Origin of the sequence: Heliorestis convoluta, assembly GCF_009649955.1 — a bacterium.
GTDB classification, from domain to species: Bacteria; Bacillota; Desulfitobacteriia; order Heliobacteriales; family Heliobacteriaceae; genus Heliorestis; species Heliorestis convoluta.
On sequence record NZ_CP045875.1, the window covers coordinates 868,129 to 890,453 of the forward strand.

Here is a 22,325-nt window from a genome sequence, read left to right on the forward strand (position 1 = left end):
TACGGAGCGAAATATGAAAAAAATTATGGAGAAACTTAGCAAAACAGGAATACTGGGACTCAAATCAGAAAAACAAGACGACGAGGCGCTTTTGCGTCAGGTCGATGCGCTTTTTGAGATGCTTTCAGAATTATACGGAGCAGACAAGCTGGTTTTAAAAGGAACAAAGCTAGAGATTTTGCCTTACATGCGTTCTGAAAAGTTAGAAGAGCGCGTCTTGGCTTTGCAATTTTTGGTCTTAGGGCGCACCGGTGCCAAAAAAGTGCCCCAATTGAACGAGGTTCCGGCTGTTTTAATGCAGGTGGAAGAAGAATTGGCCACCGTGATGGCTCGTCGTTCTGTAGAAGAAAAGCTAGAAAAGCTTGTCGTGGAAAAGATGCAAGAGCGCCATGAAGAGTATTTGCGTGAGATTAAATTGCAAGTACTCAAAGAAAACAGTGGTCCTGAGACAGCGCAAACTTTTAAAAGGTTGGCCATGCTGGAGAAAATGGATCACCAGGGCTTGACTCGTTCAGCCATGGAAGTGTTACGACCGCAACGACTAGAAGAAGTTGTGGGACAAGAACGAGCCATTCGTGCCCTCTTATCAAAGCTTGCCTCTCCCTATCCACAACACATCATTTGCTATGGTCCGCCCGGTGTAGGAAAAACAACAGCGGCTCGCCTTGCTTTTTCAGCGGCGAAAGAGCGCAAAGTTGTTCCTTTTAGCAAAGAAGCGCCTTTTATTGAAATTGACGGCACGACCTTACGTTGGGATCCGAGAGAAGTAACCAATCCTTTGCTCGGCTCTGTTCACGATCCGATCTACCAAGGAGCCCGCAAAGATTTAGCAGACACAGGCATTCCAGAGCCGAAGCTCGGCCTTGTTACGGACGCTCATGGTGGAATTCTTTTTATCGATGAAATTGGCGAAATGGATAGCATGTTGCTGAACAAGCTACTCAAAGTCTTAGAAGACAAAAGAGTCTTTTTCGACTCGGCCTACTACGATCCTACCGATAACAACATTCCACAATGGATCAAGAAAATCTTTGAAGCAGGCGCACCGGCAGACTTTATCCTTGTAGGCGCTACGACCCGAGACCCTTCGGAGCTAAATCCAGCTTTGCGTTCACGTTGTGCAGAAATCTTTTTTGAACCCCTAACACCTACAGATATCAAAGCAATCATTCACAATGCTGCTGAAAAACTAGGTGTTACTCTCGATGAAGCCATACCGGAGCGAATTGCGGAATACACCATTGAAGGTCGCAAAGCCGTCAACTTACTAGCGGATACATATAGTCTAACGCTTTATCGAGAAGAATGTGGTGATGGTACACCTACCGTCCATATTCGAGAAGAAGACTTGCTAGAAGTACTGCGCACATCTCGCTTAAGTCCTTACGTCTTACAGCGGGGGGAACACAATAGTGAAGCAGGTCGCATCTTTGGTCTTGGCGTAACTGGTTTTGTAGGTTCTTTGATTGAATTAGAAGCAGTCGCCTTTCCTATAGAGGGAGATAAAGGTTCCATTCGTTTTAATGACACGGCTGGATCCATGGCCAAAGATTCCCTTTTCAACGCTTCATCGGTCTTTCGTCACCTTACAGGCAAAGAGCTGAACCACCATGATGTACACGTTAACGTCATCGGTGGCGCCAACATCGACGGTCCTTCTGCGGGACTGGCTATTTTTCTTGCGATTTATTCAGCCGTCGAAGAAGTACCACTCTGGCAGGACGTAGCCGTCACCGGAGAAATCTCTCTCCGCGGTAAACTGAAAGCCGTTGGTGGCATTTTTGAAAAAATCTATGGCGCTCGCCAAGCTGGTATGCGACGCGTTATCATTCCCAAAGAAAATAGCAAAGACATACCTTCAGGACTAAAAGGCATCGAAGTCATTCCTGTCGATACCATTAAAGAAGCTCTAGAGTATGTTGTAGATCGAGAGAGAAAGACAGAGAAAGCTGTCGCTTCCTAGCTGATTCAGTGAAGCAAATCCCGGGCTATTTGATATGCCCGGGGTTTCCTGTCTTTCTAGAAGGTGGAGGGTACAATGAGTACAATTTTTGATCGTCTACCACCGCAGAACATAGAAGCGGAGCAATCTGTTCTAGGTTCTATGCTTTTAGATGGCGAAGCTGTCAACAAAGCAATGGAGCTCTTAAAAGCAGAAGACTTTTATAAAGAAGCCCACCAGATGCTGTTTACGACATTGGTGACGCTGTCCCAACGTGGTGAAGCCGTTGACCTCGTTACCGTAACAGAAGCATTGCGCCAGACAGGGAATCTAGAACGTGTGGGGAGCATTCCTTATCTCATAGAACTAGGCAACGTCGTCCCAACGGCGGCCAACATAGAACACTATGCGCAGATCGTCATAGAAAAATCATTACTGCGTCAGGTCATCAAAGCCGCTACGAAAATCACCCAGAAAGGCTATGAAGGCAATGACGAAGTAGATCAATTGATCAATGAAGCTGAGCAAGCTTTTCTCGAAATTGCCCAGCGCCAGAGCTACGACAGCATGGTACCCATTCGGGATGTTTTGGTACATACGCTCGAACACATTGAATATCTCTACAATCGTAAAGCCGACGTAACAGGCGTGGCGACGCACTTTCGAGAGCTAGACCGTATCACATCAGGACTACAACCGTCCGATCTCGTGATCGTAGCAGCGCGTCCCGCTATGGGAAAAACAGCTTTTTGCCTCAACATCGCTCAAAATGCAGCGGTGCGCAACAAAACGGCCGTTGCCGTCTTTTCTTTAGAAATGTCACGGGAGCAACTTGTCCAAAGGATGCTCTCTTCAGAAGCGCTCATTGATCAACAGCGCCTGCGCAATGGCGTCTTATCCGATCAAGATTGGGACAGCCTCACCAATGCCATAACGCCGTTGTCTGATGCGCCTATCTACATAGATGACACTGCCGGCATTACTGTCATGGAAATGAGAGCCAAGTGCAGGCGACTCAAGCAAGAAAAGAACCTAGGCCTCATTATCATAGACTATCTTCAACTGATGCAAGGTGGTACCAAGCGAAGAAGTGAAAACCGTCAACAAGAAATCTCGGAGATATCCCGCTCCTTAAAAGCCTTAGCTCGCGAACTGAGCGTACCTGTTGTTGCCCTCTCGCAGCTATCGCGCTCCGTAGAACAAACACCGGATAAAAAACCGAACCTAAGCCACCTTCGAGAATCAGGTGCCCTTGAGCAAGATGCTGATATGGTCATGTTTATATATCGAGAAGACTACTACTTTCCCGATACAGAAAACAAAGGCATTGCCGAAATCATCATTGCCAAGCATCGAAACGGCCCTGTCGGCACCGTCGAACTAGGCTTTTTGAAAGAGTTTACCAAGTTTGTTAACCGAGATTATCGATAGTTTTTTCCAGTACTACCGTTTTACCGTTGACTTTATAGCCTTGCCTTTGTAGAATGAAAAGGGTCAGTCTTGCCCCAGGGCAAGGCTATTTTTGCGTATAAGGGAATAATGAAGCTAGAAAGCGCTGACGACAGGATCGTCTTGGCGATTTTTATAAAAAACATCTAAGTACGAGAATAAGTACGAGAAAAAGAATTAGTCGGGGGTGTCATGCTGCATGTCATCGGTTGTATTAGTCGGTGCTCAATGGGGCGACGAAGGAAAAGGAAAACTCACAGATTATCTAGCCCAGAAAGCAGATGTCGTTGTTCGTTATCAAGGCGGCAATAACGCTGGGCATACTGTTGTTGTAGAAGGAAAAGAGTACAAGCTTCATCTAATTCCTTCGGGAATCCTTTACGGAGATAAGCTCTGTATTATCGGTAACGGCGTTGTTATCGACCCTATGGTTTTAATCAAAGAATTAGATTATCTAGAAGGGCTCGGCATCTCCACTGCCAACCTGCGCATTTCAGGGCGAGCCCACTTGATCATGCCCTATCATATTCGTTTAGACCAAGTAGAAGAAGAACGTCGTGGAGCCAACAAGATTGGCACAACACGCCGCGGCATCGGACCTGCTTACATGGACAAAGCAGCTCGCGTCGGCATTCGATTTATTGACCTGCTTGACGCTGAAGAATTCAAAAGCAAGCTAGAGCGCAACTTAGAAGAAAAGAACTTCTTGCTGGATCGAGTTTTCGATACCAAAGGTTTTGAAATGGACGAACTTTACGAGCAGTTTCTTGGCTATGCAGAGCGACTCCGTCCCTACGTGGCCGACACATCGCTGCTTATAGCAGAAAAGCGCAAAGAAGGCAAGAGCATCCTCTTTGAAGGCGCCCAGGGCACCTTGCTAGACATTGATCATGGAACGTACCCCTACGTAACGTCCTCTCACCCTATCGCAGGTGCTGCCTGCATCGGTGCAGGTGTAGGCCCCACATCGATTGACAAAGTTCTCGGTGTTGTCAAAGCCTATACCACAAGAGTGGGAGAAGGACCTTTCCCCACAGAGCTTCATGATGAGACAGGTGATGCAATCCGCAAAGCGGGTCATGAATTCGGCACTACCACAGGTCGGGCTCGTCGCTGCGGTTGGTTTGACGCCGTCATCCTGCGCTATTCCGTCCGTGTCAGCGGACTCACATCGATTGCCATCACCAAACTTGACGTACTTGATCAGCTGCCTACCATCAAGATCTGCACAGGCTATCGCTACGATGGAAAAGTCATTCAAGAATTCCCTGATAGCCTCGCAAAACTCGCCAAGTGCGAACCCATCTATGAAGAAGTAGAAGGCTGGATGACCGATACGACGGCTTGCCGCACCGTTGAAGATCTTCCAGAAAAAGCACGCAACTACATCAAGCGCATTGAAGAACTCTGTCAATGTCCTGCTTCTATCCTAGCCGTAGGACCTGATAGAGAGCAAACCATCGTTATAGAACCTCTCTTCGCATAAAGAGATATTGAATCACAGATTTGCTCAAAAGCATCCTGCCCACCATACAGGATGCTTCCTTTCTTTACAATCCAAAGCAGGTGACAAAGCAATGATGTCTCGAGCAATCTACCCCTCATGTAGCGCCTTCCAGGAAATGCGTCAGAATCACCCTCACGAGGGAATTCCCCTCGTAGTCACGATAAAAAGGCCAGAAAAAATCACAGTACCAGCAACTTTCAATCACTTCTGTCCCCAAGGCACAATTGGCATCTTGCTCGAAAGCAGTCGACACAATGAACAATCGGGTCGCTACTCCTTAATCGCGTTGAACCCTTACCAAGAGTTTCGAGCGAAAGGCTCTACCATCTCCATTCGAAAAAATCAAGAGAGAAGAGCCTTAAGACCGCGACCAGCCCTTCCTTTTGGGCAAGCCTCAGGAGAGCAAACGGAAGAAGCAGACAAACCACTAGAAAGATTGCGCCAAGAATATCTCCAATCACCTATCTATGCCTGGCCCGGAAGGCCCAAATTCTGCGGCGGTATTGTCGGTGGTTTATCCTATGACATGGGACGCCATTTTGAGCGTCTCCCTGATCAGACCATTGACGATCTAGATTTACCAGATCTGCTTTTCTACTGGGTCGATGATGCCATCCTTTTTGATCATCTGGAAGACACTGTGACGATAGTTGCACTGCAATGGCCTAGAGAAACATACGAAATAACAGCAAAGCGTTTGCAAGACTACGTGGATCAACTAGACTTCATTAAGCCATTGCCAGAAGGAAAATGGACAGATAAGAAAAAAGCCTATGAAGAAACCATTTCCGTAAAGCCCAATGTATCAGCCCAGCAATTTACCGAAATGGTAAAATCCTGTCAAGAATACATTCGAGCAGGCGACATATTCCAAGCCAACTTATCAGTGCGGCTAGAAACAGACGTCACTGCCCATGCCTGGTCAGTCTACCAAATTCTACGCCAAATCAACCCATCACCCTATAGTTGTTACCTTGATTTTGGCGATTGGCAAGTAGTAAGCTCTTCGCCAGAACTGCTTGTTCGACTTCAAGAGGGGCTAGCAGAGACGAGGCCCATTGCCGGTACACGCAAAAGAGGAAAAACGTCCATAGAAGACGAAGCCATGGCAGAAGAATTGCTGCACAATGAGAAAGAAGAAGCGGAACATGTTATGCTTGTCGACCTAGAACGAAATGATCTAGGGCGACTTTGTCAGTTTGGTACCGTAGAAGTAAACCAATTTAAGGTCATAGAATACTACTCTCATGTCATGCACTTAGTCTCTAACGTCCGAGGTATCTTGCGTCCGGATCAGGATGTATTCGACTTGATCCAAGCGACTTTCCCAGGTGGTACCATCACAGGCGCTCCCAAAATTCGTTCTATGGAAATCATTGAAGAACTAGAACCAACGAAGCGATCTTTTTACACAGGCTCTATTGGTTTTATTGGCTTTGATGGTACCATGGAGTTGAACATTGTTATCCGAACGTTGCTCTTCAAAGCAGGCTTGGCTTACGTTCAAGCTGGTGCGGGTATCGTTGCTGATTCCCTGCCAGAAAGAGAATACAAAGAATCACTACGTAAAGCTGAAGCCTTACTCAGAGCGGTGGAAATTGCAGAAGAGAAGCAACCCTAGCAAAGAGAGAAGAAGAGGACAGCACGGTGAATCATAAGGAGGGGAGCACTATTGTCCCTCAAAGAAGCTTTCAAACCAGAAGGCGTCGTCTTTCATAACGGTCTATATAAACCTGCCTTAGAAGCGCGGGTGAGCATTTATGATCATGGATTTCTATACGGCGACGGTCTCTTTGAAACAATGCGAGCTTACAACGGCAGAGTCTTTGCTTTAACAGCACATTTACAAAGACTCTACCGCGGATTGGCCTGCCTTGGCTTTTCCATAGAACAATTCCCCTACACAATGCCGCAACTTGCTGAAGCCATTGAAAAAACAGTGGCCCTTAATAGCCTCACAGAAGCCTACGTACGGATTACGGTAACTCGTGGCGAAGGACCTCCGGGACTCGATCCAGAATTATGCTTCAAACCAAATGTTGTCATCATAGCTCGACCCGTACGTGCCTTGCCTCCAGCGGAACGACCACAAGGCATTCGTGCTGTCACTGTCTCTGTTCGCAAACCATCACCAGCTTCCCTAGACCCGGCGCTCAAAAGTCTCAACTACTTGCCGAACATCATGGCGACCATGGCTGCACGAGCCGCTGGCGCCGAAGAAGGCATCCTTCTAAACGAACAAGGCTTTGTTGCGGAAGGAGCTGTTAGCAACATCTTTTGGATAAGCCAAAACAAAATTTACACACCTTCTTTAGATACGGGCATCTTGCCAGGTATTACCCGTGAAACAGTCTTAGAAGTTATCAACGACATGGGACTGCAAGTGAAAGAAGGTCTTTTTACCATAAGCCATCTTTATAGCGCCCAAGAAGTCTTTTTCACCAACTCGGGCAAAGAACTTCTTCCTGTAGGCTTTATTGACGGCCGACAAATCGGAAGCGGCCGCCCTGGAGAAAGAACCTGTCACCTCTGGCAACGATATCGAGAAAAAGTCTGGCACGAGATCGGTACGCGACTCAATAGAACAGAAGCATAAAAGCCACCCCCCAGATAGAGCCAAACCAGTCGGGGGGTGGCTTTTATTTTTGTGAAAAACTAAACATTCAAAGCAAAAAGGCGACTAGAGAGAACCTTTGCAAGCTCGTGATAGAAATAACTTAATAAAAAAACGCATAAAAAAGAAATAATACGTATAAATGTGTTGACATTGTCTATTATATTCTGTATACTTTCAAATTGTCAGGGCTCGGGACAAGCAAGAAATTGTAGTACCGACGTACGCAGATCCATTAGCTCAGCTGGTAGAGCACCTGACTTTTAATCAGGGTGTCGCTGGTTCGAGTCCAGCATGGATCACCATGTAAGGCCCGTTGGTCAAGTGGTCTAAGACACCGCCCTTTCACGGCGGTAACAGGGGTTCGAATCCCCTACGGGTCACCAACATTTTTGGGCGATTAGCTCAGCTGGGAGAGCACCTGCCTTACAAGCAGGGGGTCGGCAGTTCGATCCTGTCATCGCCCACCATACGATGGAGCTGTGGTGTAGAGGCCTAACATGCCTGCCTGTCACGCAGGAGACCGCGGGTTCGAATCCCGTCAGCTCCGCCATTAACAAGCTTATAAAAGGGCCTGTTTCCAGATTGAACTGGGGGCGGGTTCTTTTTTCGTTCTTTTTCAGAAAGAATATTTGACAATGCGTCCCGAAAAGAGTATGCTTTGGGATAAACTGGGCACCACTGAAATAAACTGCAGGCACAAGCTAGGAAGCAAAAGGAGGAATCACTTTTGCCAGATCCCATTGCATTTACCATAGGTCCCATCACTGTACATTGGTATGGAATTATCATCAGTAGCGCTCTACTTATTGGTACCTACTTGGCCCACCGAGAAATGATTCGCCAGGGTCTTGACCCGGACTTTCTCTACAACTTGGTCTTATTCGGAACCCCCATTGCTTTGCTCGGAGCCCGATTCTACTACGTCGTCTTTAACTGGCAATACTACGCCAATGACCCAAGGCAGGCTTTTTACATCTGGCACGGTGGCTTGGCCATTTATGGTGCTTTGATCGCGGCCTTTCTCTTTGGTTGGTACTATACCCGCAAGCACAACCAATCTTTTTTACAAATCGCCGATATTGCCGCACCGTCGCTCATCATTGGACAAGCCATAGGGCGCTGGGGCAACTTTGTGAACCAGGAAGCCTATGGTTATCCGACCGATTTACCTTGGGCGATGATGATCGCCGGAGAAATGCGTCATCCCACTTTTCTGTATGAATCGATCTGGAACTTTGCCGCCTTTGGTTTACTGCTCTATCTCCGTCGCCATCCTAGCGTTCGTCGCGGAGAAGTCTTCTTTGCTTACCTGGCCCTTTACTCTACAGGCCGCTTTTGGATTGAAGGACTGCGTATGGACTCTGAAATGATCGGAGAATTTCGTCTTGCCCAGGTGCTTGCTGTGCTCTTTATCGGCCTAGCCTTTTTTATGGTCTACTACAGAAGAAAAAAAGGTCTCGCTACCGAACCTGCTACACCCCTTGACTAAACAGAAGGGGACCCTTCGAGGCCACTAAAAACCAACCATTTTTCACAACAGGTCAGAAAAAGCACAAAGACCTTCTATTTACCCTGCCTCAGATCAATGTTATAATAACCGATGGACTTTTTTCCATACCCAGGAGCGAGGGGGGATTTTTACAATGAGCAAACACATTTTTACAGTACAGAAAGGTTCCTTGCAGCAGACCGTAGAGACAGGCGGTTGTGGTGAATGTCAGACCTCCTGCCAATCAGCCTGTAAAACATCTTGCACCGTAGGCAACCAAGTTTGCCAAAAGGCATAGATCGAACATAAGAGCCGGAAGGCCCCCTATTCGCGGCAACGACGGATAGGGGGTACTTGTTTATAAATAGAAGAAAATGGAACATACTACGAAAAAGGGAGATCATACAATGACCAAAACCGAAGCAGCCTATCGCGCAACGCCAATGTGGTGGGCTGACCTACAAGGCTATGACTTTGCTGCCCATATCTTAACTTTCTCTTACGGTGATGTAGCTTTTGTCTATGATGTCAATTCCAACTCCCTTCATCGTCTAGGACCTCTTGCCCAGCAAGTCATGGATGCCCTTATCTTTAACCAGGGAGACGGCCATGCAACAACAGCGCAACTGCTCTGTGAAAACCACTTGTCTCAAGAAGTAATTGATGAAGTATTTACAGAACTAGGTGAACTGAAAAAAGCAGGCCTCCTTTTTACCAGTGACCACTTAGCCAGACGTTATAGCTATGGACAAAGCAACCAGAAAAGCCTAGAAGACTCAGGAGAAGAACCCTATGAGCCCATTGTAAAAGCGCTCTGTTTGCACATTTCCCATGACTGCAACCTCCGTTGCACCTACTGCTTTGCCGGTACCGGCCCTTTTGGTGGCGACCGCAGTCTCATGTCTTTAGAAACAGGACAACAAGCCATTGAATTTTTACTTCGTCACGCCAAAGGGAGACGGCACATCGAAATTGACTTTTTCGGTGGCGAACCACTCCTTAATTTCACCGTCGTCAAAGAACTCGTCGCTTACGCCAAGAAAAGAGCAGCCGAAGAAGACAAAGTACTAAAGCTCACCTTGACAACAAACGGTCTCCTCTTAAACGCTGAAGTCACAGAGTTCTTGAATCAAGAAGGTTTATCTGTCGTACTATCCTTAGATGGTCGTAAAGAAATTCATGATGCCATGCGTCCTTACATAGATGGACAAGGCTCCTATGAAGAAGTGGTCGAGAATCTACAAAGATTTGTCCATTCCCGCCAGAACGAAGACTACTATGTCCGAGGCACCTACACTCGCCAGAACCCCGATTTTGCCGCCGATGCCTTGCACATTCACGATCTTGGCTTTGTCCACCTATCGGTCGAACCGGTCGTCGCCTCACCACAGGAAGGGTACGCCTTACAAGCCACCGATTTACCCAAAATCGATGAACAATACCGCATCTTAGCCAAAGAAATTCATCGACGACAACAAGAAGGCCAGCCCTTGAACTTCTTTCACTTTCAACTGGACCTAGCAGAAGGACCATGTCTAGCCAAGCGACTTTCTGGCTGTGGTGCTGGCTTTGAATACATGGCTGTAGACCCCAAAGGAGACCTCTACCCCTGTCATCAATTTGTCGGGCGTGAAGATTTTAAGCTAGGCCACGTTAGCGGCACCATCGAAAGAAAAGACCTTTCCGAGACTTTCGCACAAGCCCACATCTACCACAAACAAGGATGCCCAAGCTGTTGGGCTCGCTTTCTCTGCTCCGGCGGCTGTCACGCCAACAACGAAGCCGAAACGGGCGACCTTCGCAGCCCTTCTCCCATCGGCTGCGATCTCGCTCGCATTCGCTTAAAATGGGCCCTCTACGCCCGCGTAGTAGCAGGAGAGTAAGCTATCCGAGAATAATCTGTTCTGCCTTGCAGCCACAGCACAAAGCCTAAGGAGGAACCAGCCCCTTTGAAGCAAAAAGCACTCGCCACTTGCCCCCTTCGCTGCTATGACCTCTGCTCCTTTCAAGTCCACGTAGAAGAAGAAAAAATCACAGCCATTGAAGGCAACCCACAACATATGGTCACCAAGGGATTTCTCTGCTCACGAGCCCAGGCCTTGCTTCAACGTCATAACAGCATGGATCGCATCACGACGCCTCTTCTGCGAAAACAAGGCCATTGGCTGAAGATATCTTGGGAGGAAGCCTTATCGAGTCTGGCCGAAGCTTTAGAAAAGGCCCTCGGTCGCTCAGGGCCCCCTTCCATCCTCCATATCCCCAACAACGCATCAACAGGCCTTTTGAAAAAGCTCGATCAACGATTTTTTAACAGCCTCGGTGGTATCACCAGACCTTACGATAGCCCCTCGTACAGTGCTGGCGTAGAAGCACAAAAAGCCGACTTTGGCCTTGCCGTTGCACCACCCTGGTCAGACCTCGTCCGCGCTAGAACGATCCTTCTTTGGGGACGCCATGTCACCACAACGAACATTCATCTTTTGCCGTACCTCTTAGAGGCAAAAGAAAAAGGCGCCAAAATCATCTCCATCAATCCACTTCCCTTGGCAGGCGCCTCTGAATGGCTCGATCAGCACATTGCCATTCAACCTGGCACCGATGGTCTTCTTGCGCTGGGAATGGCGCAGGTAATCTTACAAGAACGCTGGTGGGACAGTGACTTTATCGCCCAACACGTCGAAGGATTTTCCTCTTACGCCCAAGCCATCGTCGCCTTGACACCAGAAAAAATAGCGCCCATCGTAGGGCTTGAAGCAAGCACAATTCGCCAACTGGCGCGACAATATGCACGAAATGGCCGTCCTTCCGCCATCGTCATCGGCGCAGGCTTGCAAAAGTATGGTCATAGTGGTCTCACGATACGAGCACTCAACGCCCTCGCTCTACTCACAGGACAGATCGGTGTACCTGGCGGTGCCATTCATCTGGCAAACTTGTCGGCCCATCGCTTTGCTCAGGCATTGACGGGAGAAGAAAAAGCGACAAGAAACCAATATGTACACTGGGCAGACCTAGCCCATGAGATCCTGGCCAGAAAAAGGCCTATAAGGGACTCAGAAAGCAACCTGCAAAGCCTGCAGGATAGAAGCAGAGGCACCACTGAAAGAGCAGTGCCCATTGAAGTGGCCGTTATAACAGGTGCCAATCCCATCAGCCAAATGGCACAAAGCATGCACCTAGCCGAAGCCTTTCACAGCATTCCTTTCAAAGTCGTCATTGACTACCATCTAACCGACACAGCACAACTGGCCGATCTCATCCTTCCAGCGAGCACCGCTTTTGAAACAGAAGATCTGTACCTTAGCCCCTGGAATGACTATATCCACTACCAAAAAGCAATCGAAAAGCCTCGTGGAAAAGTGCGCCCAGAATATCAGATCTGGCAAGAACTTGCCCGAAGACTGCAACAACAAGTACCAGGTTTACAAGAAGATCAGGCTTTTTGGGAAAAAGATCCCCAGAGTTGGCTCCAAGCCACAATAGAGCAAGCACCCTTCACGCTTGCCGATCTAGAAGTAGCGCCTCGTGCCAACCCTCATCTTCAAGTCGTACCATTTCAAGATAAAAACTTTGCGACTTCGTCAGGCAAAGCCAATCTTTTACCAGGTGATAAGATCCCGCTGCTGGCACAAGCTTGTGAAAATATTAAAAAAGAAAGAAGCGAAGAAAAAAGACAAAAACACTTTCGCTTGATAACGCTCCACAGCCAGGGTCGACAGAATTCACAATTCTGGGAACTAGCCTGGGAGGAAGACCCCGCTGACGGTAGCGGCAATGAGATCTGGTTAGAAAAGGAAGAAGCAAAAGCAGAAGGGTTACGACCAGGCGATAAAGTAGTAGTAGAAACAGAACAAGGCACACACATTTTTACACTACGAGTAGATGAACAAGTCCCCCAAGGGACGGCCGTTCTGTACCAAGGGTTGCCTTCACAAATCGGTGGGGGCATCAACAAAGTAACAGCAGCACAAAAAACAGATCTCGGTCATGGCGTTGCCTACTATCAAACGCTAGGACAGATTCGCAAAGTTGCGCTTGCGGAACTGATCAGCACTGACGGGCTTAATCGCTAGCCTGCCCTAGGTACATTTTTTTGGTTGTGACTAAGCTGCTGGCTTATGCGGCCAGTGAATTCTTGGATAAACCGTAATCAGCCTTCAAAATTAACCAGATATTACCTGCACTTACATTTTTTTCACCAATATTGAAAAAACTCTTTTTTTTTATAAAAAAAAGCCTCCGAAAAGGGAACTTTTTGTATTTACCCGGATATTATTGACATGCTATAATGACAAAGGCTTCTGTGAAAATCAAAAAGTTCACAACCTTTACCAAAGGTTGGGAAGGGGGCGCAAATGTCCAGAGGCAGAGAGAGAAAAAAAGCGAAAAGAAAAGCTGACACACAAGTGCAGTCACAAGTAAAGACACAAGTGCAATCGCGCATACCGACAGAAAGCTTTAACTTTTCGGCTCTACGCCAAAAGGCTTTGGAATTGAAGTCATCCCTAGAGAAGATAAAAGCTAATAAATTAACATTAAAAGCAAGCGCAGCCATTGCAGGTATAGCCATCGCGGGCAGCCTATTTGCATTTTCTTTCGGTGCCGTCAGCTTACCTGGCTCCGGAAGTGTTGTTTCAGCCAGTCAAAAAGAAGAAGTTCAAGAACCGGCTTGTCAAATCTTCATTGATGGAGAACCTTTGTTTGCAGTAAGCTCCACAGAAGAAGCCGATAAGCTTATCAAGCATATAAAACACTACTTCTCCTACATGCAGGCAACGGACGGTATGGAAGTCGTTGACGTTCAGATCAAAGAACAGATTAGCTATCAAGAAGTTGAAGTAGCACCTGAAGACATTCTTACATACGAAGATGCACTGAATCAACTTATCGAAGGCAAAGACGAAAAGATTCGCTACGTCGTAGAAGCAGGCGACAATCTTTGGACCATCGCGAACAAACACGGTATGAACTGGATGGAGTTGCGAAAAGCCAACGCCCAACTCGACAATGAAAATAATTTAAAAATTGGTGACGAGATTTATCTCAACAGACCAAGCTACTATCTAACGGTCCAATCTACCTTTAAAGTGCAAGCAGAAGAGACCATCCCCTTTAAGACACAAGTAGAACGAGACAACAACCTTCGCACCGGGACAGTTCGAGTGAAGCAAGAAGGACAAAGGGGAACGAAGCTCGCTACATATATCGTCAGCAAGGAAAATGACATACAGATTGAGAATAACTTGATTGATGAAAAGGTATTAAAAGAACCCGTTTCTCGCATTGAAGTTCGAGGTAACCAAGCCGTACAAGTTGCCTCTCGTGGCAGCGTTGCCAGCTATAACGGTGGCGGAAACGGTACCTTATCGTGGCCTACCAATGGCCGCCGCATCACATCAGGTTTTGGTTACCGAGGTCGTGAATTCCATACGGGCATTGACATTGATTTAAGAACGGGCGATCCCGTCTTTGCAGCAGGCAATGGCGTCGTTGTCTTTGCAGGCTGGAACGGTGGCTACGGCAACTTAATCACTGTCGACCACGGAAATGGTCTACAGACAAGATACGCTCACTTATCACAAATCCACGTCTCCGTTGGACAAAGTGTAAGTCGCGGCAATGTCATCGGTCTTGGAGGCTCAACCGGTCGCTCTTACGGCCCTCACCTACACTTTGAAGTTCGTCAAAACGGAAGCGCCCAGAACCCACGAAGCTACCTGAACTAGAACCAATCAACGATAAAAAGGCACCAACTTCCATAAATTATAACAGGGCGATATATCCTCGTAAAAACCTACGAAGATATATCGCCTTCTTGCTGTACTCATCCAACAGCGCAGCAACAGCAGTAGTTCCTGGCAAAAGTATCTGCTATAATGAAAAAGATACCAACAATGAAAACAAATAGAAAAAAATACCTGTCTTTATTAGAACCCCCTACGCTTGGCTGGGTACAACCAACGGTGAAAATCAATATTTCCTGATCACATTGGGGTTACTTCATAGAGGGGCCAGGTCATCACGCTTTCCTCCGCTCTGGACTGGTCCCACGCTGTTACCGCCAGCAAGCTACTGATACGCTGAGGTCCCAAGTCCCGCTGCGGAAAGCGTGATGCCCAGGCCCAGAGGACTTTTTGCTGATTGTTACTTTCCGTTGACATTGCTTTGCGCAACTTTCTGCGATGTATATGCAACTGCTTATTGTTTTTGTATTTGCAATAAGCCAAAACTCAGTCACAACCAGCAAGATGTATCTGGGTCAGGCGTTATGACTTCCTGGAGAGAGGACTATCAGACCTCAGCCATCGGCAGCTTGCTGCCGCTCATGGCGTGGGATGAGTCCGTTCGGAAGGAAATCATAACGCCTGACCCCACCACAGAGTAGCTATTTTCGTATTAGCCCCCTATGCCCGGTACAATAGAAAAAATATAAGGAAGTGACAAAATGATTTACTACCCCTCGCTACGCACCATCGCCATTGTAGGCATCTCAGACAAAAAAGAACGCCCCAGCTACCAGGTTGCTCAATACCTCCAGTCACAAGGCTATCGAATCATACCTGTCAACCCAAGAGTCACAGAAGATTATGCAAAAACCCCAGTATGAAGTAACCCCAACGTAATCAGGAATAATTGCAACAAGACATAAAGGATGAACAAAAATGCCCCAAAAGACCCTCCTCCCCGAAGCATTCCAAAAGCGTCTCCAAAGCCAACTCGACGAAAAATCTTACCAAGCCTTCTTAGAAAGCTACAACCGCTCGCCGGCCCAAGCCCTCCGCCTCAACCCTCTCAAAGTCAAAAACCACGCAACATTTCAAGAGAAAAGCCCCTTCCACCTCAAGCCAGTCCCCTGGTGCTCCCTCGGCTATTACTACCACGAAGAAGACCGCCCAGGCAAACACCCCTACCACGCCGCCGGCCTCTACTACATACAAGAGCCTAGCGCCATGGCCGTTGTCGAAGTCCTCAACCCCCAAGAAGGCGAGCGCATTCTCGACCTTTGCGCCGCCCCCGGAGGAAAATCAACCCAAATCGCCGGCTACCTTGCCAACGAAGGCCTGCTCATCGCCAACGAAATCAACTACAAAAGAGCACGAATCCTAGCCGAAAACCTCGAACGATGGGGTGCGAAAAATGTCCTAATCACCAACGAAAACCCCGACCGTTTGGCACAAAAGTTCCCCGAATTCTTCGACAAAATTGTCATCGATGCGCCTTGTTCCGGCGAAGGCATGTTTCGCAAACTGCCGGAAGCCCTAAGCGACTGGACCGAAAACAAAGTCGAACAATGCTCCCTTATGCAAAAAGACATACTAGTACAAGCCGCCACCATGCTACGCCCCGGCGGAACCATCGTTTACTCCACCTGCACCTTTTCACCAGCAGAAAACGAAGAACAAATCAATCACTTTCTCGACCAACAGCCCCAATTTGAGGCCCTGAACATCACAACACCAGCGTACTTTCAAAGAGAGAACAACAATCTCCGCCTCTGGCCCCATCAAATAGAAGGAGAAGGCCACTACATCGCCTTACTACGAAAAAAAGAAAACCCCACGAAAGACCTTGAAAACTGCATCACCATAGAACAGCATCCTTCAGAAGAAAAATCCATCAGCACAAAAGGTAAAAAAGCAGAAAAAAAACAAAAAGAACAGGAAAACAAGTCATCAACAAAGAAAAAAAACAAGAGAAAGCAACCACAAAAGAAACAGCGCAAGCACAGCACCACTTCATCGAATTTTGTCAAAACACCCTCGGGTACGTGCCAGAAATAGATCCCCTTCTACAAGGCGATCACCTATACGCGTGGCCTGCCAAGCTCCCTCGAAATATCACCGAAAGCCTCAAAATCCTCCGCCCAGGCTGGCACCTCGGCACGATCAAAAGAGACCGCTTTGAACCTTCTCACGCCCTCGCCTTAGCCCTACAAGCAGAAGAATGTCAAAAAACCATCAACCTATCCTCAGCAAGCCAGGAAGTCTATCGCTACTTAAAAGGGGAAAGCCTCACCATCCCTGCAAACCACCAGGGCTGGCACCTAATCACCCTTGAACACCATCCCCTTGGCTGGGGAAAAGCCGTGCAAGGCCAACTCAAGAACCACTACCCCAAAGGACTTCGCTGGCTCTAAAAAACTGTTTTCCAGTGCCTCTATCAAGCTAGGAAGCTCCTAATTTCATTAAGAAAGCCTAGTAAAAAAGCTTGCCCCCACAAAGATCGTGGCATACTACAAAACGAGCCAACGAGAGAAAGGACTGGTGAACATGGAAAACTGGCTTCAACTAAGAAAAATCACCATCCTAGAAGAACTCACCGAAGACCAAATCCAAGCCATTGCGCCTAAATTCGGCGAAAGAACCTATAAAAAAAGAAACCAACTCATGCACGAAGGAGAACGCCAAGATGGCATCTACTTCATTCTCAAAGGCAAAGTAAAGCTCACCAAAATGAACCCTGACGGCCAAGAAAAAGTCGTCGCTGTCGTAAGCGAAGGCGAAATCATCGGCGAGATCGTCGCTTTTGACGGTGGCGCCTGTCCCTATACGGCCGAAACAATGGAAGAAGTAAGAGCCGCCTTTCTCACGATCAAAGACTTCAAAGAAATGCTCAACAACTACAGCCCCGTTGCCATGGCCTGTTTACAACAAAGTGCCTTGCGACTACGTAAAGCCTACCGCCATATGAAAAACCTGGCCTTGCTCGACACCTATGGACGCATGGCTGCCCACCTTTTTAAAATGACAAGAGACTATGGTGTTCAAGAAAAAGAAGGCATACGCATCAACTTCAATGTAACGAGGCAAGAAATGGCCCAATTTATTGGCACCTCCCGTGAAACCGTATCACGAGTTCTTGCTGAATTTGAAAGAATGGGTATCTTGCAAGTAGACCGTCATCAGATCACCGTCTTAGACATAGAAGAACTACGAGAACGAGCCAGCGGAGGCAGGAAAAACAGTTCTTCTAACGAATGGTAACAGAACCACAGAAAGAGGAGACCCCATGAAAAAATCAGTGCTCGTCTCCGTGCTAGGCACACAAAAAAACGACGTAGGAGAAGTAGATAAGATCGAACTCGTCACGCCGGGAACCTTTTTTTTACGAGATCAATCCTACTACATCATCTACCAAGAAACAGAAATCACCGGCATGGAAGGCACAACGACAACGGTAAAAGTAGAGCCACAGAAAATCACCCTCAATCGCATGGGGGCACAAGAGCTGAAGCAAACCTTTGAGAAAAACAAAGCCAATCATAGCATCTATGCAACACCCTACGGAACCTTGAACCTCACAGTAATCCCATCTAAAGTCGAAGTATCCATGCATCAAGAAGGTGGAACCATCGACTTAGCCTACGAACTACAAGTAGACAAGAAAAAATTAAGCGATAACACCTTACAAATTATCGTAAAGGAGGCGCGAAGCCGTCGTGAACTTCGTTGAAAAGATAAGACAACAGATTCGAGAGGGCCTTCAAGAAGCGCTGCAAAAAGCGCAGCAAGCAGGCGAAATTAACTTCCAGAACATACCTGATATCGCTCTAGAAGTACCAAGAGAAAAACAACATGGACACTTTGCTACCAACATCGCCATGACCATGGCCAAAGAAGCTCGCATGAATCCACGGCAGATCGCCGAAAAAATCGTTCAACATTATGATAAAGGAACTCTCGTTCAAGACTTGCAAGTAGCCGGCCCAGGATTTATCAACTTTACCCTTGAACACAACTGGCTCTACGATGTCCTATCGGCTGTACAAGAGCAAAACGAAAACTACGGCGCCTCAACCGTTGGAGCAGGCAAGAAAGTACAAGTTGAATTTGTCAGCGCCAACCCCACGGGGCTGCTCCACATGGGCAACGCCCGCGGTGCTGCCTTAGGTGACACCTTGGCCAATCTGCTCAAAATGGCAGGCTTTGAAGTAACCAAAGAATTCTACATCAACGACGCGGGCAACCAGATTGAGAACTTTGCCAAATCACTAGAGGCGCGTTACTTAGAACTGCTCGGTCAGGAAGTCGTCTTTCCTGAAGAAGGCTACCATGGTCAAGACGTCATTGATACCATGAGCCGCCTCATCGAAAAAGAAGGCGACAAATACGTACCCATGGAGCGAGAACTGCGCCGTGAACTTCTCGTTAAGCATGCCCTAGAAGAGAAGCTGCAAGGCATCCGAGCAAGCCTCGGAAACTTTGGCGTATCCTATGACGTCTGGTTCTCAGAGCAAAGCCTTCATGACAGTGGCGCCATCGAGAAAACGTTGGAACAACTGCGACAAAACGGCTATATCTATGAAAGTGAAGGCGCACTTTGGTTCAAAGCCACCGCGCTCGGTGAAGAAAAAGACGAAGTCCTTGTTCGCTCCAACGGCATTCCCACCTACTTTGCCGCTGACATTACCTATCACAAAGATAAATTCGACCGACAATTTGATTGGGTTATCAACATCTGGGGTGCCGACCACCACGGACACGTATCGCGCATGAAAAACGCTGTCAAAGCCCTTGGGTACAACAGCGACAAACTGGACATTATCTTAATGCAGCTTGTACGACTTCTAAAAGGCGGCGAAATTGTGCGCATGTCCAAGCGTACAGGCCAATATATTACTCTCGATGAACTCGTCGAAGAAGTAGGCAAAGACGCAGCCCGATTCTTCTTCGTCATGCGCAGTGCCGACTCTCACCTAGACTTTGACCTCGATCTTGCCAAAAGCCAGTCGGCCGAGAACCCCGTCTATTACGTACAATATGCTCATGCACGCATTTGCTCCATCTTGCGGACAGCCCAAGAAGCAGGCTTTACAGTACCGCAAGCCAAATCAGAAGAAATCAACTACCCCTTGCTAACCCATCCCGCCGAGCTAGCACTGTTGCGCAAAATTGCTGACTTACCCGATGAAGTAGCCCGAGCCGCTACCACCATGGAGCCCCACCGGATGGCTCGCTACGCCCAAGAGCTTGCATCCCTATTCCACAGTTTTTACACCCATTGCCGTGTCCTCACCGATGAAAAAGAACTGCGGCAAGCAAGGCTACTCCTCGTTGACGACTCTCGAATCGTTTTGCGCAATGTACTACACTGGATGGGTTTGACAGCGCCCGAGAGAATGTAGTATAGTCTGTTTCATGAACAATGAGGGAGTGTGGATTGGTGGCCCCATTGATGGATCATCAAGAATTAGGTCGGAGATTTTCCGAAGCAGAACAACTCGTGCAAGTGCTACGAGAAAAAGGCGAAGCCCTTCACTTTCGTGAACTGATTGCAGAAGTGCTTAAGAAGAAGGGACATGAAGATCCCAGCAACGATGTGAGAGCCGTAGCCAGACTGTACACCCAGATGAATCTGGATATGCGCTTTGTCTTCCTAGGCGATGGCCTTTGGGGACTGAGGAACTGGTCTGAAAAAGGCGTAGGCCTCTCTCTGCTGAACAAAGATTACGATGACGACAATGACAGCGGAGATGACGAAGACTATCAAGAAAGAGAGAATCATTATTCGAGAAATCGCGATGAAGACTAGAGCGGGCCGAATAGGCTCGCTTTTTCTTGATCCTTTCATAGACTTTCGGTAGAATAAATGCAGAATTAAAAGAAAGCAGGCATAAGGAATGCAGCAAACGAAATTTATCTTCATCACAGGCGGCGTCGTATCATCTCTGGGCAAAGGTATCACCGCGGCCTCCCTGGGAAGATTGTTAAAAAGCCGCGGCCTCAAAGTAGCCATCCAAAAGTTCGATCCCTACATCAACATTGATCCCGGCACCATGAGCCCCTATCAGCACGGAGAAGTCTTCGTCACCGACGACGGCGCTGAAACAGACCTCGACCTAGGCCACTATGAGCGCTTTGTTGACATCAACCTCTCCAAAGCAGCCAACGTCACGACCGGCAAAATCTACTGGTCCGTCATCTCTAAAGAGCGGAAAGGCGAATACCTCGGCGGAACAGTGCAAGTCATCCCCCACATCACCAATGAGATTAAAGAGCGGGTCTTTCGCATGGCTCGGGAAAACAACCCCGACGTCGTCATCACCGAAGTTGGCGGTACCGTCGGCGACATCGAATCTCTACCATTTCTAGAAGCGATTCGACAAATCAAGTCCGACATCGGTAGAAACAGAGTTATCTACATTCACGTCACACTCGTGCCCTACATCAGTGCCGCCGGCGAACTGAAGACAAAGCCAACGCAGCACTCCGTTAAAGAATTGCGCAGCATCGGCATCCAGCCCGATGTCATCGTCTGTCGCACCGAAAAATCTTTCCCTCGGGAAGTAGAAGAAAAGCTCGCCCTCTTTTGCGACATAGAGCCAGATGCCGTCATACAACTTGTTGACGCTGACTCCATCTATGAAGTGCCCTTACATCTGAAAGCCGAAGGACTCGACGACATCGTCATTGAAAGACTGAACCTAGAATGCAAAGAACCAGACCTCCAAGACTGGGAAGAACTCGTCCACAAAATCAAAAACCCAAAACACCAGATCACCATCGGCCTCGTCGGTAAATACGTCTCCCTGCCTGATGCCTACATGAGTGTTGCTGAATCACTGCGCCACGCCGGCATCTACCATAACGCCGCCGTAAAAATCAAATGGATCTACTCCGCCGATCTAGAAGGCGCACCGGCTGAAGACTTCCTCGCCGACGTAGACGCCATCTTAATCCCCGGCGGTTTTGGCGATCGCGGCATCGAAGGCAAAATCAACGCCATCCGCTACGCCAGAGAAAACAAAATTCCCCTCCTCGGCATTTGCCTAGGCATGCAACTCTCCGTCATAGAATATGCCCGCAACGTCCTCGGCTGGGAAGACGCCCACTCCAGTGAATTCTGCGAAACAACAGAACACCCCGTCATCGACCTTCTCCCAGAACAAAAAGACGTAGAAGAAAAAGGCGGCACCATGCGCCTCGGCCTCTGGGCTTGCCGCATCAGCAAAAATAACAAAACCTACGAAGCCTATCAAGACGAAGTCATCTACGAAAGACACCGTCATCGCTACGAATTCAACAACACCTACCGAGAAGCCATGGAAGAAGCAGGTCTCATCATCTCCGGCACCTCCCCCGACGGCCGCCTCGTAGAAATCATCGAACTCAAAGACCATCCCTGGTTCGTCGCCTCCCAATTCCACCCCGAATTCAAATCCCGCCCCAACAGACCCCACCCCCTCTTCCGCGACTTCATCGGCGCCACCGTAGAACAACTCAAAAAATAGCCCCAATAAAAAGACACTGAAGAGGCCTTCTTCGACAGCCTGACATAAAAAGGTTTCGAAAAGGCCTTTTATGGTTACCGTAAAATAATG

Annotated in this window: 17 protein-coding genes, 4 tRNA genes and 1 pseudogene; all 22 read left to right on the top strand. The window is 47.9% G+C overall.

Annotation, left to right across the window (positions count from 1 at the left end):
- Nucleotides 1-13 precede the first annotated feature (13 nt).
- The 22 genes and pseudogenes from lonC (at nucleotide 14) to pyrG (ending at nucleotide 22,235) form a co-directional block, all read left to right on the top strand.
- The gene (lonC, locus tag FTV88_RS04075) at nucleotides 14-1,963 is read left to right on the top strand and encodes a Lon family ATP-dependent protease (protein ID WP_153726501.1); all 1,950 of its coding nucleotides are present in this window, start codon (nucleotides 14-16) and stop codon (nucleotides 1,961-1,963) included.
- A gap of 75 nt (nucleotides 1,964-2,038) precedes the next feature.
- Complete coding sequence (gene dnaB / locus FTV88_RS04080; protein WP_153724514.1) at nucleotides 2,039-3,373, top strand: replicative DNA helicase; 1,335 nt, start codon at nucleotides 2,039-2,041, stop codon at nucleotides 3,371-3,373.
- Nucleotides 3,374-3,590: 217 nt separating this feature from the next.
- Entirely contained in the window at nucleotides 3,591-4,877 is a 1,287-nt protein-coding gene (locus FTV88_RS04085; RefSeq protein ID WP_153724515.1) for an adenylosuccinate synthase, read from the top strand.
- Between the two features lie 91 nt (nucleotides 4,878-4,968).
- Nucleotides 4,969-6,519, top strand: coding sequence for an anthranilate synthase component I family protein (locus FTV88_RS04090; protein WP_162007890.1), 1,551 nt, complete (start codon nucleotides 4,969-4,971; stop codon nucleotides 6,517-6,519).
- Nucleotides 6,520-6,570: 51 nt separating this feature from the next.
- On the top strand, nucleotides 6,571-7,494 hold the full coding sequence (locus FTV88_RS04095; protein WP_153724517.1) for an aminotransferase class IV: 924 nt from the start codon (nucleotides 6,571-6,573) through the stop codon (nucleotides 7,492-7,494).
- 247 nt (nucleotides 7,495-7,741) lie between these two features.
- A tRNA-Lys gene (locus FTV88_RS04100) sits at nucleotides 7,742-7,817 on the top strand.
- 5 nt (nucleotides 7,818-7,822) lie between these two features.
- Nucleotides 7,823-7,898: transfer RNA gene (locus FTV88_RS04105), tRNA-Glu, on the top strand.
- Between the two features lie 8 nt (nucleotides 7,899-7,906).
- A tRNA-Val gene (locus tag FTV88_RS04110) sits at nucleotides 7,907-7,982 on the top strand.
- Nucleotides 7,983-7,988: 6 nt separating this feature from the next.
- Nucleotides 7,989-8,065: transfer RNA gene (locus FTV88_RS04115), tRNA-Asp, on the top strand.
- A 177-nt stretch (nucleotides 8,066-8,242) separates the two neighbouring features.
- Nucleotides 8,243-9,004 carry a prolipoprotein diacylglyceryl transferase gene (gene lgt, locus FTV88_RS04120; protein ID WP_153724518.1) on the top strand — a complete coding sequence of 254 codons (762 nt, stop codon included), beginning with the start codon at nucleotides 8,243-8,245 and terminating at the stop codon, nucleotides 9,002-9,004.
- Between the two features lie 154 nt (nucleotides 9,005-9,158).
- Nucleotides 9,159-9,302, top strand: a complete 144-nt coding sequence (gene scfA / locus FTV88_RS04125; protein ID WP_153724519.1) for a six-cysteine ranthipeptide SCIFF — start codon at nucleotides 9,159-9,161, stop codon at nucleotides 9,300-9,302.
- 109 nt (nucleotides 9,303-9,411) lie between these two features.
- The gene (gene scfB, locus FTV88_RS04130; protein ID WP_243137293.1) at nucleotides 9,412-10,887 is read left to right on the top strand and encodes a thioether cross-link-forming SCIFF peptide maturase; all 1,476 of its coding nucleotides are present in this window, start codon (nucleotides 9,412-9,414) and stop codon (nucleotides 10,885-10,887) included.
- 66 nt (nucleotides 10,888-10,953) lie between these two features.
- Nucleotides 10,954-13,077 carry a molybdopterin-containing oxidoreductase family protein gene (locus FTV88_RS04135; protein WP_153724520.1) on the top strand — a complete coding sequence of 708 codons (2,124 nt, stop codon included), beginning with the start codon at nucleotides 10,954-10,956 and terminating at the stop codon, nucleotides 13,075-13,077.
- Between the two features lie 282 nt (nucleotides 13,078-13,359).
- Entirely contained in the window at nucleotides 13,360-14,730 is a 1,371-nt protein-coding gene (locus FTV88_RS04140) for a M23 family metallopeptidase (protein WP_153724521.1), read from the top strand.
- A gap of 719 nt (nucleotides 14,731-15,449) precedes the next feature.
- Nucleotides 15,450-15,587, top strand: a pseudogene (locus tag FTV88_RS04150) (CoA-binding protein); the annotation flags it as partial.
- Between the two features lie 79 nt (nucleotides 15,588-15,666).
- Nucleotides 15,667-16,785: an RsmB/NOP family class I SAM-dependent RNA methyltransferase gene (locus tag FTV88_RS04155; protein WP_153724524.1), complete on the top strand. Its 1,119-nt coding sequence runs from the start codon at nucleotides 15,667-15,669 to the stop codon at nucleotides 16,783-16,785.
- On the top strand, nucleotides 16,773-17,141 hold the full coding sequence (locus tag FTV88_RS04160) for an RsmF rRNA methyltransferase first C-terminal domain-containing protein (RefSeq protein WP_243137296.1): 369 nt from the start codon (nucleotides 16,773-16,775) through the stop codon (nucleotides 17,139-17,141). Before FTV88_RS04155 ends, FTV88_RS04160 begins: the two co-directional genes overlap by 13 nt.
- A gap of 133 nt (nucleotides 17,142-17,274) precedes the next feature.
- On the top strand, nucleotides 17,275-17,988 hold the full coding sequence (locus FTV88_RS04165; RefSeq protein WP_243137449.1) for a Crp/Fnr family transcriptional regulator: 714 nt from the start codon (nucleotides 17,275-17,277) through the stop codon (nucleotides 17,986-17,988).
- Nucleotides 17,989-18,013: 25 nt separating this feature from the next.
- Nucleotides 18,014-18,457, top strand: a complete 444-nt coding sequence (locus FTV88_RS04170) for a YwiB family protein (RefSeq protein ID WP_153724527.1) — start codon at nucleotides 18,014-18,016, stop codon at nucleotides 18,455-18,457.
- Nucleotides 18,444-20,129: an arginine--tRNA ligase gene (gene argS, locus FTV88_RS04175; RefSeq protein WP_153724528.1), complete on the top strand. Its 1,686-nt coding sequence runs from the start codon at nucleotides 18,444-18,446 to the stop codon at nucleotides 20,127-20,129. Before FTV88_RS04170 ends, argS begins: the two co-directional genes overlap by 14 nt.
- Nucleotides 20,130-20,179: 50 nt before the next feature.
- Complete coding sequence (rpoE, locus tag FTV88_RS04180; protein WP_162007892.1) at nucleotides 20,180-20,536, top strand: DNA-directed RNA polymerase subunit delta; 357 nt, start codon at nucleotides 20,180-20,182, stop codon at nucleotides 20,534-20,536.
- A gap of 88 nt (nucleotides 20,537-20,624) precedes the next feature.
- Nucleotides 20,625-22,235: a CTP synthase gene (gene pyrG / locus FTV88_RS04185; protein WP_153724530.1), complete on the top strand. Its 1,611-nt coding sequence runs from the start codon at nucleotides 20,625-20,627 to the stop codon at nucleotides 22,233-22,235.
- Nucleotides 22,236-22,325: the final 90 nt, after the last annotated feature.